General features: G+C 56.1%; 13 protein-coding genes. 12 read left to right on the top strand and 1 reads right to left on the bottom strand.

The genetic code is table 11. The annotated features are described in order from the left end of the window. Window positions 1-125: 125 nt before the first annotated feature. The 9 genes from HUX88_RS29335 to HUX88_RS29295 all read left to right on the top strand — a co-directional run bounded on the left by HUX88_RS29335 (window position 126) and on the right by HUX88_RS29295 (window position 10,555). On the top strand, window positions 126-1,040 hold the full coding sequence (locus tag HUX88_RS29335; protein WP_176364040.1) for a hypothetical protein: 915 nt from the start codon (window positions 126-128) through the stop codon (window positions 1,038-1,040). Window positions 1,041-1,102: 62 nt separating this feature from the next. Then, a complete protein-coding gene (aroQ, locus tag HUX88_RS29330) occupies window positions 1,103-1,714 on the top strand; it encodes a gamma subclass chorismate mutase AroQ (protein WP_217916497.1) in 612 nt (203 codons plus the stop codon). A gap of 122 nt (window positions 1,715-1,836) precedes the next feature. Further along, complete coding sequence (gene tssF, locus HUX88_RS29325) at window positions 1,837-3,675, top strand: type VI secretion system baseplate subunit TssF (RefSeq protein WP_176364039.1); 1,839 nt, start codon at window positions 1,837-1,839, stop codon at window positions 3,673-3,675. Next, a complete protein-coding gene (gene tssG, locus HUX88_RS29320) occupies window positions 3,639-4,595 on the top strand; it encodes a type VI secretion system baseplate subunit TssG (protein WP_176364038.1) in 957 nt (318 codons plus the stop codon). Before tssF ends, tssG begins: the two co-directional genes overlap by 37 nt. 9 nt (window positions 4,596-4,604) lie before the next feature. Further along, window positions 4,605-7,394: a type VI secretion system Vgr family protein gene (locus tag HUX88_RS29315; RefSeq protein ID WP_373886858.1), complete on the top strand. Its 2,790-nt coding sequence runs from the start codon at window positions 4,605-4,607 to the stop codon at window positions 7,392-7,394. Between the two features lie 20 nt (window positions 7,395-7,414). Further along, on the top strand, window positions 7,415-8,779 hold the full coding sequence (locus tag HUX88_RS29310) for a hypothetical protein (RefSeq protein ID WP_176364037.1): 1,365 nt from the start codon (window positions 7,415-7,417) through the stop codon (window positions 8,777-8,779). Beyond that, a complete protein-coding gene (locus tag HUX88_RS29305) occupies window positions 8,776-9,522 on the top strand; it encodes a hypothetical protein (RefSeq protein WP_176364036.1) in 747 nt (248 codons plus the stop codon). The genes HUX88_RS29310 and HUX88_RS29305 overlap by 4 nt, the downstream gene beginning before the upstream one ends. A gap of 98 nt (window positions 9,523-9,620) precedes the next feature. Next, window positions 9,621-9,890, top strand: coding sequence for a PAAR domain-containing protein (locus HUX88_RS29300; RefSeq protein ID WP_176364035.1), 270 nt, complete (start codon window positions 9,621-9,623; stop codon window positions 9,888-9,890). A 251-nt stretch (window positions 9,891-10,141) separates the two neighbouring features. After that, window positions 10,142-10,555, top strand: coding sequence for a hypothetical protein (locus HUX88_RS29295; RefSeq protein ID WP_176364034.1), 414 nt, complete (start codon window positions 10,142-10,144; stop codon window positions 10,553-10,555). A 311-nt stretch (window positions 10,556-10,866) separates the two neighbouring features. On the opposite strand, the gene HUX88_RS29290 is transcribed toward HUX88_RS29295, so the two are convergent. Next, the gene (locus HUX88_RS29290; protein ID WP_176364033.1) at window positions 10,867-11,772 is read right to left on the bottom strand and encodes an HNH endonuclease; all 906 of its coding nucleotides are present in this window, start codon (window positions 11,770-11,772) and stop codon (window positions 10,867-10,869) included. A gap of 641 nt (window positions 11,773-12,413) precedes the next feature. Between HUX88_RS29290 and HUX88_RS29285 the strand changes: the two genes are divergently transcribed. The 3 genes from HUX88_RS29285 to HUX88_RS29275 all read left to right on the top strand — a co-directional run bounded on the left by HUX88_RS29285 (window position 12,414) and on the right by HUX88_RS29275 (window position 15,990). Further along, window positions 12,414-12,617, top strand: a complete 204-nt coding sequence (locus tag HUX88_RS29285; protein WP_147330550.1) for a hypothetical protein — start codon at window positions 12,414-12,416, stop codon at window positions 12,615-12,617. Window positions 12,618-13,513: 896 nt separating this feature from the next. Next, entirely contained in the window at window positions 13,514-15,088 is a 1,575-nt protein-coding gene (locus HUX88_RS29280) for a recombinase family protein (RefSeq protein ID WP_117015736.1), read from the top strand. Continuing rightward, complete coding sequence (locus tag HUX88_RS29275; protein ID WP_117015674.1) at window positions 15,085-15,990, top strand: ParB/RepB/Spo0J family partition protein; 906 nt, start codon at window positions 15,085-15,087, stop codon at window positions 15,988-15,990. The genes HUX88_RS29280 and HUX88_RS29275 overlap by 4 nt, the downstream gene beginning before the upstream one ends. The last annotated feature ends 2 nt before the right edge of the window (window positions 15,991-15,992 follow it).

Here is a 15,992-nt window from a genome sequence, read left to right as displayed (position 1 = left end):
GGCGCGCGGGGTGGGCAACGCGCGCGCCCTCGGATTGCCTCTCGGCAAACGGGCGCTACGCCGCAGGCATCGGACGTAGACTGGAATGGTGACCGATCTCAACCGTCTCAACCCAGGAGCCCATCATGACACACACACTGGCAGCAGTATTTGAAACCCGTGCCGAGGCAAACCGAGCCAAGGACGAGCTGATCCACAGCGGCTACGCCGCCGACAGCATCACCGTGAGCGATTCCGGCAGCGTGGCGGGCACGCCGCGCATCAACGACGACGCCTCCATCCTGCACAGCATCAAGCAGATGTTCAGCCAGCTGCTGGGGCGCGAGCACGCGGACCGCCACATCTACGCCGAGGCGCTCAACCGCGGCCACGTGGTGCTGACCATTCAGACCCACGGCATGGAGGCGGCCGACCGCGCGGCCGACATCGTCGAGGACTTCAACCCGATCGACATCGACGAGCACGAGACCATGTGGCGCGCCAGCGGCTGGACCGGCGGCGAGCTGCTGCGTAGTGGCGGTGCACCCCAGACCGCGCTGGGCGCGCAGCAAAGCGCGCCCGAGCAGCACGGCATCCGCCCGCGCGAGGAGGCGGTGGACTTCGCCCGCTCCGAGCAGGGTTCGCTGACGCTGGGCTCGATGCAGCGCGGCGAGACCGTGTCGCCGACCATGACCGGCGTGAACGCGCCGATCTCCGAGCAGAGCACCGTGCAGCGCAGCGGCATGCGCATCTATCCGAGCACGTCCGTGCCCAACCAGGACAGTCTGGACATCCTGCGCGGCGACGACAGCGGGGACGACGCCGAATACTTCCGTTCGCATTGGGAGAAGACGCTTTCGTACACCGGCAACACCTACCAGGAATTCGATCCGGCCTACCGCTACGGCGAATCGATGGCCGGCAATCCCGGCTACCGCGACAAGCCATGGGAAGAAGTCGAACCCGAGCTGCGCAGCGACTGGGAAAGCCGGCACGCGCAATCGAGCTGGGAAAAGTTCAAGGAAGCGGTGCGCGCCGGCTGGGAGCGCGTGACGAAGTAGGCCGCACGCCGGCCCGCTGAAGGCGGTACACTGGTTTCTCACGGAAGCCAGGAGTAAAAATTTTGCACAAAAACACCCGTCTTGGATATTGGACCAGAGGCGCAGCCTTACTTGTTCTGCTGCTCGCGGGCGGGATCGCTGGCGCGCAGGACAAATCCGGCGAGCGTCTCGACCACGCTGCCGCGCGCGGCGGGAACCTGGCCCAACTGGAGCCGTTGAGGCTCGCCATCGATCAACGTTTGCTGCTGGCACAAGGCGTCGCACGCGCCAAATGGAACGCGCGCGCGCAGGTCGAAGACTTGCCGCGTGAAGCGCAGGTCATCCGAGCCGCCGTGGAGCAGGGCGCCGCGCTGGGCTTGCCGGGCAGCTGGGTCGAGGCCGTGTTCCGTGCCCAAATCGAAGCATCCAAAACCGTGCAGAGGGAACTGTTCGCCCAATGGCGCGCGCAACAGGTGGACCGTTTCGCCGACGCCCCCGACCTGGCGAAGACCGTGCGCCCCGAGCTCGACCGCCTCACCGCGCAGATCCTGCGCTCCATGACGGACAACCAGGCCGTGCTGCGGGACCCGGCGCGCAGGTCCGACGTGGCACGCGCCCTCGGTACGCTTGAGGCAAGAACCCTCAGTCCCGCCGCGGCCGAACAGGCGCTGGCGCCGTTTCAATCTCAGCAATAGTGTTGCGCCTCGCGGCGTTGCGTAGTGCAAGCTGCAAGGCGATTGTTGAAGATCAAAAGCGCGACAAGCGGGCATGACATCATCGGCAACCTGTGCGGTAAAAAACTGCGAGGGATGCCACGATGGAAAAGCTGTTGCCTTACTTCGAACGCGAACTAAGCATGCTGCGCCGCTCCGGCGCCGAGTTTGCAAGTCGCTATCCCAAGTTGGCAGGCAGCTTGCAAATGAGCGGAGAGACCTGCGCCGACCCGCATGTCGAACGCCTGATCCAGGCCTCCGCCTTCCTCAACGCCCGCACCGCCAAGCTGCTCGACGACGGCTACGCCAACTTCACCGAAGCGCTGCTGGGCATGCTGTATCCGCACTACCTGCGGCCGATCCCCTCCTGCTCCATCGCCCACGTCGACTACGGCGGCGCGGCAGGCAACGTCGTCACCAGCGTCAGCGTGCTGCCGCGCGGCACGGCGCTGAAATCGCAGGGACGCGGCGCCATCAGCTGCCGCTTTCGCAGCGTCTACGATGTGACGGTGGCGCCGGTGGCCATCGGCGCCGCCTGGTTCGAGCCCTACATCCAGGCGCCATCGACCCTGCCGCTGCCGGCCGAGGCCGGCTCCGCGATCTGCATCACCATCGACAGCACCGCCACCGCGCGCGGCCTGGCCTCGCTGGAGCTGTCGACCCTGCGCGTCTTCATCGATTGCGACGCCTCGCTGCGGGCCGCCCTGCGGGACATGCTCTTCATGCGCGCGGCCTGCGCCTGCGTGGAGGCGAACGGCCAGTGGCGCCTGCTGGACGGCATGCCGATCGCCCCGGCAGGCTTCGCCGCCGAGGACGCGCTGCTGCCGACCGCCGCCTCGGAGCACAGCGCCTACCGGCTGCTGAGCGAGTACTTCGCCTTCCCTGAGAAATTCGACTTCTTCGACATCGACCTGTCCGCCTTGCTCGCCGCCAGCCCGGCCGATTGTTCGCGGCTGACGCTGCGCATCGCCCTGGCCGACGTGCGGCCCGACGCACCGGCCGCGCGCATCCTGCGCACGCTGTCGGCGGAGCACCTGCTGCTCGGCTGCACGCCCGTGATCAACCTCTACCAGCAGGCGGCCACGCCGATCCGCGTAGACCACCGCCGCAGCAGCTACCCGCTGATGCCGGACGAAATGCCGGGCAACGCCTGCGAGATCTACAGCATCGACACCGTGCAGCTGCTGCGCAAAGCGCCGCAAGGCAACTCGCTCACCGAATTCTTCCCCTACTACTCGCTGCGCCACGGCGAGCAGGACAGCCGCAAAGGCCACTACTGGCTGGCCCATCGCGACGAGGAACTGGCCGACGCCGAAGCCGGCCACGAATACACGCTCGCGCTGCTGGACCGCGACTTCTCCCCGCTGACATTGGACGAGGGCACGGCGTCGGTGCGCCTCACCTGCACCAACCGCAACCTGCCGCACGGCCTGCCCTACGGCCGCGCGGCCGGCGACCTCAGCGCCGAAGCGGCCATCGGCGGCTTCCCGATCCGCCTGATGCGGCGGCCGACGCTGTCCTGGCGCCAGCCGGGCGGCGCCAACCGATGGGGACTGATCGCGCAGCTGGCCCTGAACCACCGCTCGCTCACGCAGGAAGGCCTGCCGGCGCTGACCGCGATGCTGCGCCTGTACGCCCAGCAGGACAGCGCCGTCTCGCAGCGGCAGATCGACGGCGTGATGGCGCTGTCGCAGCAGCCGGCCACCGCGTGGGTGCGGCAGGCGCGCGGCAAGGCCTACCTGCGCGGCGTGGAAGTGCGGGTGTCGCTGGACGAGGAGGCGTATGCCGGCACCGGCGTGCACGCCTTCGTGCAAGTGCTCGACCACCTGTTCGGCCTGCATGTGCACTTGAACAGCTTCACGCAACTGGTCGTGCTGTCGCACGGAAGCGGAAAGGAGTTGCTGCGATGCCTGCCTCGCAACGGCGCACTGACGCTGGCTTGATCGATGTGCTGCTGGCCGAGCCGCACGGCTTCGAGTTCTTCCAGGCGGTGCGCCTGATCGAGCAGTCGCGGCCGCCACGCCGGCTGCGCTACCGTAACCGGCTGTCGCTGGCCTTCCCTCCGAACCAGATCGAGAACATCAGCAACGACGGCCACGACGTGGTCCGCCTCACGCCCGCCTTCATGGGCCTGCTGGGCAGCCATGGCGCGCTGCCGCTGCACTACTCCGAACGCATCAACCGCCACGAAAGAACCAGCAACGACGGCGGCCCGCGCGCGTTCCTGGACATGCTGTCGCACCGGCCGCTGTGCATGTTCTACCAGGCATGGGCCAAGCACCGGCCGGAATGCATGGCGGCGACGGATGGCGGCGACGGATATCTCGCGATGCTGCTTGCACTGTCCGGTGCGCATGCCGACGGAACCGTCGACCGCGAGACGCTGGCGCGCTACGCGATGCAGCTCCGCAGCCGCAGCGCATCGGCGCCGCTGATGGCGGGCATCTACTCGGAATACTTCAACGTCCGCGTCGTGGTCGAGCAGCTGGTGGGGCAGTGGCAAGCGCTGCCGGCTGCGGACCAGGCCCGGCTGGGCGTGGCGCACGTCGACCTGGGCGCGGGCGTGATGCTGGGCCAGCGCACCTACGGCTGCGACGCGCGGGTGCGCCTGCACATCGGCCCGCTGGACCGGGCGCTGTATGAGGACTTCCTGCCCGGCCACAGCGCCGCGCGGCGGCTGGAAGCGATGCTGGGCCTGCATTGCGGCGTGGGCATGACGTATGAAGTCCACCTGATCCAGCGGGCGGAAGACATATCCGCGCTGAGCCTGGATGGCGGAAGCAGGCTGGGCGTCAATGCCCGCCTGGTGGACGGGCCGTCGGACCGGGACCGGGAAGAGTTGATGTACCTGCTGCATATCTGAGGAGCGATTGTGGAAAGCGATAACGACTTTTTCAGCTTCATGGGCCTGGCCAAGGAACTCGTGACCAGCAACCGGCCATTGCGCTTGCGGCTGGACCTGCCGGGAGGCGTCAACGATGACATGCTGCTGCCGCAGCGAGTGTACGGCTCCGAAACGCTGTGCGGCGGCATCGAGTACCGCGTGCTGTGCGTGTCGGCCAATGCGCAACTCCCGCTCAAGGAGATGATCGCCGTGCCGGCCGCGCTGGACTTCGTCACCGACCAGGGCGACCTGCGCAGCGTGTGCGGCATCGTCACCGAGGCCTGCTCGGGCGACAGCGACGGCGGCCTGGCGAGCTACCAGCTGGTGCTGCGCGACGCGCTCGCGCTGCTGGAAAAACGCAACAACACGCGCGTGTTCCGCAACATGGATGAAGTGGAGATCGTGCAGCGCATCCTGAACGAATGGCGGCAGAACAGTTCCATCCTGGGCGTGTGTTTCAAGCACGAGCTGGATGAATTCTTCACCATCCGCGAATACCCGCAACGCGAATTCACGATGCAGCACAACGAATCGGATGCGGCCTTCATCCGGCGCCTGCTGAAGCGGCGCGGCATCGGCTGGTATGTGCGCGCCGTGGGCGGCGAATATCCGGTGCACACGCTGGTGCTGTTCAACAACGCCGACAGCCTGCGCCGCAACGCCGCCGGCACCATCCGCTACCACCGCGACGCCGCCACGGAGGAGCGGGACACGATCACCTCCTGGAGCGCGGTGCGCAGCCTGCAAGCCGGCAAGGTGACGCGGCACAGCTGGGACTATCGCAATCCGCTGGGGCGCGACTTCATGATGGCGGATGTGGACAGCGGCGTGGACCAAGGCGTCCACGGCAACGACCTGGCTGCCAGCCTGGACGACTATCAAATCCTGGCGCCCCACGCGGGCGACGACAACGAGGACTTGTGCCGCCTCGGCAAGCTGCGCATGAGTCGGCACGATTTCGAGTCGAAGTGCTTTCACGGCGAAGGCAGCGTGCGCGATCTGTGCGCGGGGGAGTACTTCACGCTGGCCGAGCATCCCGAGGTGGACAGGCATCCGGCCGAGGAGCGGGATTTTGTCGTCACGGCCTTGCAGGTGAACGCGCAGAACAACCTGCCCAAGGCGCTGGCGGCGCGCGTCGAGAAGCTGTTCGCCCGCAGCCGGTGGATGCAGGGCGGGCAGGAGCTGCAGATGCAAAGGGACGTGGCGGACAAGGTGGCGTCGGGACCGCTGCGCATGCACATCCAATTCACGGCCGTGCGGCGCGGCGTGATCATCGTGCCGGCCTACGACCCGCGTACCGACCTGCCGCAGGCGCTGATGCAGAGCGCGATCGTGGTCGGCCCGAAAGGGGAGGAAGTGCATTGCGACCAAATGGGGCGAGTCAAAATCCGCTTCCCCGGCACGCGCGCGGCTGACCACGAGGAGGCCGCCGGCAGGGGCGCATCCGATTCCGATCGGGATTCGGCCTGGGTGCGCGTAGCGTCGAACTGGGCCGGCAACGGCCCAGGCAGCCTGCAGCAATGCGGCACCGTCGCCTTGCCCCGCGTGGGGACCGAGGTGCTGGTCAACTTCCTCGGCGGCGATCCGGACAAGCCGGTGATCGTCGGGCAGCTCTACAACCAGCAGGCGCAGCCGCCAGCGCTGAGCAGCCTAGGTGACCTACCTGGCAATCGTTACCTTTCCGGTATCAAAAGCCGCGAGGTGCGAGGTGGACGCGCGAATCAGCTGATGTTCGATGACACAAACGGTGAGATCAGCGCGCAACTTGCGAGTGATCATGGGCGAAGCGAACTTAATCTTGGATTTCTCACGCTGCCGAAACGAGGCGGCAGCGGTAATCGAAGAGGAATGGGCGCGGAGTTGCGCAGTGATGACGCAATAGCTGTTCGCGGTGCAAAGGGCCTGTTGCTGACGGCTTGGCAGCGCTTGGGCGGCGCGGACAAACAGTTAGCTAGAGATGAGTTCTTGAGCCTGCTGGATCAGTGCGGAGAACTTGTCCATGCACTTGGAAGCTATGCGGAAGATCATCAAGGGTTACCTACCGATATCACCGCCCAGGATGACTTGGGTAGTGCGATCGATGGATGGGAGGACGACAAAGAAAATTCCGATGCCAGCTCCGCCCACGATGCCGTAATCGGTGTAACTGCACCAGTTGGTATCAGCTTTGCGACACCTCGAACTGTAGTCAGTTATGCGGGAATGAATCTGGATTCATTCGCGAAGCAGCACTTGCAAATGGGAGCTGGGCAGAACGTGGTAATCAATTCGGGGAAGGGTATGTCATTATTTTCGCAATACGGCGGCCTTCGTGCAATCGCTCACCATGGTCAATTGCTATTACAAAGTCAGCATGATGGGACGGTAATTAATTCAGCGAAGGATATTAGTTTTACAGCACGCGACGGAAAATTAGTCGGTATGGCCAAGGAAATAGTGCTGATCGCCGAGGATGGATCGTTTATTAAGATCGGCGGAGGCATTGACATTGGAACTCAGGGCACGATTACTCACCATGGTGCTAGCTTCCCCTTTGTCGGCGGAGCTACGATGAACACTGCTTTCCCTAAATTTTCGGAGTCTACCCCCAAAGCTGTTCGGGAACTGAGGATTGAGCTCGTGGACGCTGATGGTCAGAGCCCAGAAGGCGAACCGCTCAAACTTATTTTCCATACGGACAGTCAAGAGCTAGTTAGCAATCTCCAAGGTGGAGCAGCGACGATCAAAGACGCTCCCACCGGTAGTTTCATGCTGATTCAACCCTCCCGTCGGTCGTGATTTTGAAAACAGGAGTGATCATGTCTACTAAAAGCACACATACTAAAAAAAAGCGTAATAGTAAAAAAAGAAGTAAAAAAGTGACGGTCCCGATTGATTTGCCCGGTCAACCAATTCAATGCTGGATGGACGACGCGGAGACAGTAACAGTTATTCTCAGAAAACACCGCGACGTTATATTTGATATTCAAATGGAGTTAGGAAAGAAATATACCGTAATTTCAGATACTTCAGAAATGTATGACACCAGAACAAAGAAATTAATACACACAAACGAAAAGGTTTATTTTAGTGACGGAGAGGTTTTGCACCTATGGATTGGTCGAAATTTTAAAGGGAAAATCACGCTTTATCATGATTCCGTAAAACTTGGAGAGTATGTTGTGAGCAGCATTGATGCTAGTCTTGACAGCATAGATCCATCCTTCAAGCCGGCTCCGATAAGCATAATAATTAGAAATAATTTAATAACTGATAATCGTAAGGCATTCGATGTTGTTCAGCCGGACGGAAGTTATAGTACGCCACCGGTCTTGAGCAACTATGAAGCCGAAAAGTTTCTTCAAATAGTAGAAATAGACGCGTCAAAAGATGATGTGCCGAGAGATGTTGCGGATTTTTTTAAACACGGCGGAGAAAATGAAGTTATAGTTTCCGGTGGGGTTGTAACTCATAACTGGATAATGAATCAAGTCGTCTCGCAATCCGCATACGCTAGCGATAATAAAGCATGGATAAGTGAGTTGTGGGATAAAAAAATAGTTTTGAAGGCAATTAACCATAAAAACGCGGGCAGAAAGGTCTATGTAATCTTAACGGGTTCGACAAGGATTCGGCGGCAAATCGCTGCCGTGTTTTATAGTGCAAAGAACACCAAGGTTTTGGCATTCTCCTTCGGTGCAGGTTCGGCCGATGGACTTCGTCATGGAGCTTGGTCAACCGTAAAGGGAAATTCAAAAGGTGCTGGCCTCCTTTCGATATTGTTTACCGTGACGTTGGATATCGCCGAGTGGAGCGCTGACTATGAACGACGGGATCCGATTACAGGAAAACCAAAACAGGATATAACTGATCTTTTTATCAAAATAGGCTTGGACGTCAGTAAAAATATAATGAATTCAGCAATTACTTCCTGCGTGATGTGGGGGTTAATTACATTTAGCGGCGGCGCTCCTATTATCGTTGTAATCGTGGGAACCGTTGTGGTTTCCATTCTAGTAGGTTTGGCGGTTGATTATTTGGATAAGCATAACCAAATTTCTGAAAAAGCGAGCGCCACAATAAAGAAAAGCATAGAAAAACTTGAGAGAGAATTGCCACTTGATTATAAGGGCTACAGTCCGGCCGTAGAACAAGCTATGAAATATGGAGGATTCACGGAATGATTATTCGACGCGCTATCGAGGCTAACCCATGGAAAAGAATTATACCGGTATTTCTCATGGTGAATTCATTTACTTTGATTTTATTTTTTGTGGTTTTTGACATTTTGGGATATGAAAAAAAACCATTATTTTTACTTTTTTTTATTGTATTGTTTTTATCCGTGGCATTTTTTTTAATTGGATATTTTTCTGGTGGTCCATTGCGCTTAAAATTTTTTGTTTTAATAGTGGGGGCGTTCGGTATTATTCCAATTGTTTTATTTAGCATGGCGCCGTTCGTTCTTTGTTTAATGTCACCCCATGGAAGCTTTTTTTTCAGGATTTTTATTTTACTTTTATATTTCCTTGTTTCTGCGATATGGGTGGTTTTTGAAATAAGATGGATTCGTAAAATTTTTGAAAAAACGAGTTACTTTGAAAATCAGATAGAGGTTTGTGGAGCTGTTTCTTATGTGGATAGAGACGAGATAGAGGATATTTATGATTTTAAAGAGATAAAATCTAATAAGAATTTTTATGCTAAAGCAATAAGTATATTATGTCCTTTCGCGTTACTTGGCTATCCCTTGCAAAAACTAATAACTGGCATCGGCGGAGAATTTGGAACGCTTTTTTTTGCTAGTATGCTCTCTGTCCCGTTGTCGATATATTTCATAGGAAGATTGTCAGCCGGCTATTATTTATGGGTACATTTGATCGGGAAATTTGAGAAAGAAAAGGAGACAAAGGTTATCCTGAGATAGCAGCTAGTAATTTCAGAGATCGAGCCAGGACGAATGCCACCGTTCCCGCTATAGATCTGAAAAACTTTGAGAGGCCGGGACAATAAGAGGAGAACGTTATGCGTAAGGTAATTTGCGTTGGCGATGCTACGTCGCACGGCGGTAAAGTTGTCAGCAGCAGCGCGCCGCACTTCACAGTAGATGGAAAGGCTGTCGCATGTATTGGCGACCAATGTACATGTCCAGTGGTTGGGCACGGCGGCATTTGCACTATTGCCGAAGGCGACGACAAGCACACGATTGATGGTCGCCCAGTTGCTTACGAAGGGCACAGGACCAGTTGTGGTGCGGTTCTTCAAGCTACAAGCGAAAAGCTCTATCAAGGGTGAGCTGTTGCTGCTCCCGGCTATCTGCACGTATTTCGAGGCACCGAGTCTATGGGCCTGCATTTTTTTTGCGAAGTAAAAGATATTTCTAGTTAAACGGAGGTCTAATTAGTTTTGCCCTTTAAGGTAAGAAAGTAGCTGCTGATGTGGTACTGGTTGACGCAGTAGCATCGCGCGCTCTGGCGAGAGCTACCTACAATACAGCGCAGCTTCGCACATATCCTGCTTTCGCCGGCTCATATCAGGAGCAACCGATGACCAAGACCTCTGTGTCAAAGATATTTTTAAACCAGGGCGACGCGATTGCCGTCGCTCTCTATGTCATGACGTCGAAAGGAACGATCCAATACGAGTGCTTGCCAGGAGGGCAAGCGCGTATCACGGTTGATCAAGAAGGTGCCGCATTGTTGAAAGAAAAAACGGCACCGTCATACGTCTACGTGCAAGAGGGCGGCTCGATGTCAGAATTGTATTTGCATGAACACGAGACCAAGTTGGGAGCCCTTGCCGGTCGACTTGATTGCGCATTAGCTGGTGCATATAAGACGGGTGCGGCTGTCGAAATCGCTCCATGTTTACGGGCATTGGGGAAAGTTTTTTTTTATGCTACAGCGGAAGCTCTCGTCGGCACGGACCCAGGCCTGGTGCTCTATAGAGAAATAATATAAATCGTTTATATCATTTGCATGGCGGCGATCGGTCCCACTGTGCCAGTGAAAACACGGCTGCATTGGACTGGCGTCAGGTGCTCAACCTACAAATCGATGATCTTACGCAGCAGCCCAGGTGAGGCGCGCCATTGCTCTCCGTCACACAGGAGCGAGGATGACTTCGCGGTTACGCGTGTGGCGGTGCCGATTCGTTCGCGCAGGTATTTGTCGGTACAGCTAGCCGTGTCGCGGAACTTCAACATGGCTGTCGCGCTTTTGCCCGCTCCTTTTCGTCTTGAGGGAGAAATACTCAGTCTCAACCTGGTGCGCTATGAGAATTCGAATCTAGCGCGGTGCTTCGCAAGATAGGCAAGATTGCCTGATGTAAGGGTTTCGATGCCTCCAAATCTGTCGAGCGCAAAAATGTACCGGGCTTTGTCGTCGAGATTGTCACTAATTAGAAGTTTTCCGTCGGCCTCGAAGGTTATGAGTCCTCTATCAAAAAGTCTGTCAATATGGGGGGCAAGTAGTAAGCCGTTGTCGGGATCCAATCGTGCTTGATTGTCGCAAAGAGCCCAAGCGTCGATATGCGATGCAACCATTAAATTAATATTCGATAGCCCCGTCAGCGCACACCTGCCATTCCAGCGTTGGATGAGATCTGCTCTAAATTTTCCTTGTCCAATTCGGGCTTGTACCAATGCCTCGCGAGTTGTCTGTGAAATTCGTTGGTGAGGCGCTTCACCGGATTCAATTGCGGCTTGCTCGAATAATCCTGCTTGATGTACCGTCTCTAGCAAGAATAGGCCCGCATCTGCCGGCAGATGAGCCATGTAAATCTGGTTCAACGTGGCTTTGTTATTGAAGACTGAGGGGCCTGTTCGCTTATCAAAACGTTCGATAAATTCTGCGGAAATTTCGTCCCGATGAATTCTTCTGTCAACTTCGATGATGTCTACATCAACCCGATTTCCAATTGAGTCCCATTCGTTGAAGGACGCGTTGACTGGGCGGGTTCCACGGTAGGAGTTCGAGCGTGCGATAGCTAGGAAACTGATGCGCTGATCATAGCAGCAGAAGACCAGATCTCCCTTAGTGACATTGCCGACGTTGTCCCAATGAACTCTCGTTACTGCCTTCCCATTGTCACCAATAGGACTAAGCGGCGCCCACAAGAAGCCTTGATCCACTACCGCCTTGTGAGTCGTACCCAAGTTCACCCAATAGAATTCCATACAGGTCCCTGTTGCGATTTCTTAAATATTCCTTTCACGAATCATACTATTAATTTCTACAAGATATTGCTAGAAGGTAGTTATCTTTTTGAGAATGCAAAAAAAAACGGCCCGAAGGCCGTTTTTACTCTAGCGAAATGATGTAGCGGGAACCAAATGTTGAGACGCGTCACCCAGTTCGACCAGTCTTCGTGGGAGGGGGAGAAGGATCTTGTGAGACTTGACGATGCATAATGTGAGATTCCCCCTATTAGGGACGCAGCCGAGGGTTCTAACGCCGACTATTTGATCTACGTCGCCCATGACTGCGGAGGCACCTGCTCGATTGCCTCCGGTGGCGTTGTAGATGGTCTCGTGTGAGACCGTTTCAGTGGGGGCGTTGGGCCACACCCGCAGAACTTGAGGAAAATCAACAGCGAGGCGACTAGCCTTGCACGTCCCTGTCAGTAGTCTGATAATACTCTCACCAGGATCGAGTCCTACGTCGCAGAGTTACTTTTATAGCGAGGGACCAGTTTCCGCCAACAACTGTTGGGAATCGAAGCAAAAGTTGAAAATCGTCTTCAATTTTCGATAACCGTTGATGTGTTGTTATTTCTACAAAACACGATAGTTGATCATTAAGGACTTAGGAGGAGGCCGTGGAGTTCAAACTGACGGAACGAGAGCAAGATGCTCTCAGGAAATTGGCAAGTCTGGGCAATCTCTATCAACCATTGCACAATGAGGCAACATCGTTATTAGCCGTTGGCCTTGTCGAAACTGACGGTAACGGTGGGGTTCGTCTCACCGCAGATGGGCGAAAGTATTTACGCGATTTTGATATCGTACAGGCTAGAAACTAGCGATGCCGTCTTAGCCCATGTGCGCAGAGCTCTAACACGATGTGGCGTTGCTCATCGAAGGTTGCTGCATCCGCCACACCATTCGTCCAGCCCTGCAACTCAGGAGACAAAAAACCGACCTCATTAAATCTCTCCACATCTTCTCCATTGCCTCCCAATTGTGCCTATCTTACTCAAGGCGATAGGCGGCTCCAGGCAGTTACCCGTTGCAGCCTATGTGGCGCATCAAAATCCCGCAGTCAAGCAATGTCTCCATATCCTGTTCATATGGAGAAAGCAATGACGATCAAGCACTGCGCCGGCTGCGGTCAGACGTTTCAACCACGCCCGCAAGCGCCTAAGCAAGCCTTTTGTTCAGCGCCGGCATGCCAGCGAATCAGGAAGCGTCAATGGCAGCAAAGTAAGCTGCGGTCCGACCCTGATTACCGGGGGAATCAGCGAGAGGCTCAACGCGCCTGGCAAGAAAGCCATCCTGACTACTGGCGTCACTATCGCGAGGTTCATGCAAAGTATGCACAACGCAGCCGAGATCCACAACGATCCGGGCCATTTAGCAACACGGATGGTGTAAAGATGGACGCGTGGATATCGCCCTTAACGCTGGCGCCGGGACTGTACAAAATCTCGCCTGCCAGAGGGAGCGGTATATCCCGCAGCGGTAGTTTGATCGTAGAAATTACTCCGGCATGCTTGGATTGTCCGTGCAAAAAGGACGCGTGCAAAGAGAGGACTCGTTAGATTTTTCGGCAGGAGTTCGGTATTTTCGGCCCATTGTGGTTTCAATCGCTTTGATGAAAACGTCATGGCGAAATACGCCACGCCCATGTTCGGTCGTGTCCCAATGCGGGTAAGGCTGAACCGAGAGCATGCACATCAAAGCAGAGGGATCGGATGCCATGTATCTAGACGAACAATCAGCAGGGGTGCCAGACCGTCCGAAAATTCCGGTAACTTTTCGTGCCGTTGAATACGTTCGGATGTCTACTGAGCATCAGCAGTATTCGACCGAGAACCAGGCCGACAAGATCCGCGAATACGCAGAGCGACGCGGTATCGAGATCATCCGTACCTACGCCGATGCCGGAAAAAGCGGGCTGCGCATCGATGGTCGCCAGGCTTTGCAGCAGCTAATCAAAGATGTCGAGACGGGTGTAGCGGATTTCCAGATAATCCTTGTCTATGATGTGAGCCGCTGGGGGCGATTTCAGGATGCTGATGAAAGTGCTTACTATGAATATATCTGTCGTCGCGCTGGAATCCAGGTAGCCTACTGTGCGGAGCAGTTCGAGAACGATGGTTCGCCCGTGTCCACTATCGTCAAGGGCGTCAAGCGCGCTATGGCTGGCGAGTATAGCAGGGAGCTGTCAACCAAAGTATTCGCTGGTCAGTGCCGTCTGATTGAACTGGGTTTTCGACAGGGCGGCCCTGCTGGATATGGCCTACGACGCGTTCTGGTCGATCAGACCGGTTCCGTCAAAAGCGAGCTGACGCGAGGCGAGCACAAAAGCCTCCAAACGGATCGCGTGATCTTACAGCCAGGCCCAGATGCTGAAGTGGATGTTGTTAATCAGATTTATCGCTGGTTTGTTGAAGACAATTTGGTGGAGTCAGAGATTGCAGAGCGACTCAATGGTCAATGCATCAAGACCGATCTCGGCCGCGACTGGACGCGGGCCACGGTCCGGCAGGTACTGTCCAATGAGAAGTACATTGGGAACAATATCTACAACCGCCGATCGTTCAAGCTCAAGAAGCATCGTGTAGTCAATAGCCCGGATATGTGGATCAAGAAGGAAGGGGCATTCGAAGGCATCGTACCTCCGGAGATTTTCTACACCACGCAAGGTATTATGCGCGCCAGGGCGCACCGCTACAGCGAGGAAGAATTTGTCGAGAAGCTGCGCAATCTCTACCAGCGACATGGATACCTCTCGGGATTGATTATCAACGAAGCTGAAGGTATGCCATCGGCGGCGGCCTATGCGCACAGGTTTGGTAGCCTGATCCGGGCATACCAGGCGGTTGGTTTTACACCGGATCGAGATTACCAGTACCTGGAAGCCAATCAATTCCTGCGCCGCCTGTATCCAGAAATCGTCGGCGAAACGGAGCAGATGATTTCTGGCGTTGGCGGCGTAGTTGAGCGCGATCCAGCCACGGACCTTCTCACCGTCAATCGCGAGTTCACTGTCTCGTTAGTATTGGCTCGTTGCCAGTCATTCGACAATGGACGGCGACGCTGGAAGGTACGATTCGACACTACACTCGCTCCAGACATTACAGTGGCAGTGCGCTTGGATAGTGAAAATCAGGCTGTATTGGATTATTACCTTTTGCCGCGCCTCGACTTCGGGCAGCCGCGCATTCATTTGGCAGACCATAACTGCATCGAGTTTGAGTGCTATCACTTCGACAGCCTAGATTATCTGTATGGCATGGCTCGGCGTATTCGTCTGCGGAGGAGCGCATGAGCCACAACCAGAATTATCATCAGTCAGAATTGCGCATGATTCCACTGGAGAGAATCGACGTACTCAATCCGCGCGAACGTAATAATCGGATGTTCGAACAGATCGTTACCAACATTCAAAGCCTCGGTTTGAAGAAACCCATCGTTGTGACGCCACGAGTAGGCAAGGATGGCGAACGGTACCTGTTGATTTGTGGCGAAGGACGGTTTAAAGCGTTCAGAAGCATCGGTCAGCCGGAAATCCCTGCGATAGTCATGAGCGTCGATGACGAGTCAGCTTTTATTATGAGTCTGACGGAGAACATCGCCCGCCGCAAGTTCAGTCCGTTAGAGCTTCTTGCTGGCATCGAGCAGTTGCGAGATCAGGGATACGATAAAAAGGCCATTGCAGAAAAGACTGGCCTAAGCTTGGATTATGTGCAGGGCATCCTATACTTGCTCAAGAACGGCGAAGAACGTCTGTTGATGGCGGTGGGCAGCGGACGTATCCCACTCAATGCCGCTATCACTATCGCCGGTGCCGGCAACGATGATAAGGCGATTCAGTCAGCCTTGCAGGAGGCTTACGAGTCAGGCAAGCTACGCGGCAGCCAACTGATTCAGGCACGTCGCGTAATTGAACGTCGTCGCGTACGTGGCAGAAGTATGGGCGGCAAGATGGGATCCCAGAAGCGGAACGAAGATGTCACGACATCGAGCCTGGTGCGCAATTACAAGCGCGAAGTCGAGCGTCAGAAGCAGCTGGTCAGAAAATCTGAGACCGCCCAACGTAGTCTGTTGTTCATCGTGGGCGCGTTGCGCCAGCTCTTGATTGACGAGAACTTTGGAAACCTGTTGCGTGCAGAAGGTCTAGATACGCTGCCGCAGTATCTTGCAGACCGAGTATGGTCGAAAGGATTCTGAAT

The organism is Duganella sp. BJB1802, assembly GCF_013369445.1.
Lineage (GTDB): Bacteria > Pseudomonadota > Gammaproteobacteria > Burkholderiales > Burkholderiaceae_D > Rugamonas > Rugamonas vulcania_A.
The sequence above is the reverse complement of the archived record's forward strand: the minus strand, read 5'-3'. Positions and strand labels throughout refer to the sequence as shown.

Coding starts and splice junctions, on each gene's coding strand:
- HUX88_RS29280 (WP_117015736.1), top strand. CDS start 13,514: ATGTATCTAGACGAACAATCAGCAGGGGTGCCAGACCGTCCGAAAATT.
- HUX88_RS29300 (WP_176364035.1), top strand. CDS start 9,621: ATGCGTAAGGTAATTTGCGTTGGCGATGCTACGTCGCACGGCGGTAAA.
- HUX88_RS29305 (WP_176364036.1), top strand. CDS start 8,776: ATGATTATTCGACGCGCTATCGAGGCTAACCCATGGAAAAGAATTATA.
- HUX88_RS29275 (WP_117015674.1), top strand. CDS start 15,085: ATGAGCCACAACCAGAATTATCATCAGTCAGAATTGCGCATGATTCCA.
- tssG (WP_176364038.1), top strand. CDS start 3,639: ATGCCTGCCTCGCAACGGCGCACTGACGCTGGCTTGATCGATGTGCTG.
- HUX88_RS29310 (WP_176364037.1), top strand. CDS start 7,415: ATGTCTACTAAAAGCACACATACTAAAAAAAAGCGTAATAGTAAAAAA.
- HUX88_RS29295 (WP_176364034.1), top strand. CDS start 10,142: ATGACCAAGACCTCTGTGTCAAAGATATTTTTAAACCAGGGCGACGCG.
- HUX88_RS29290 (WP_176364033.1), bottom strand. CDS start 11,772: ATGGAATTCTATTGGGTGAACTTGGGTACGACTCACAAGGCGGTAGTG.
- HUX88_RS29335 (WP_176364040.1), top strand. CDS start 126: ATGACACACACACTGGCAGCAGTATTTGAAACCCGTGCCGAGGCAAAC.
- tssF (WP_176364039.1), top strand. CDS start 1,837: ATGGAAAAGCTGTTGCCTTACTTCGAACGCGAACTAAGCATGCTGCGC.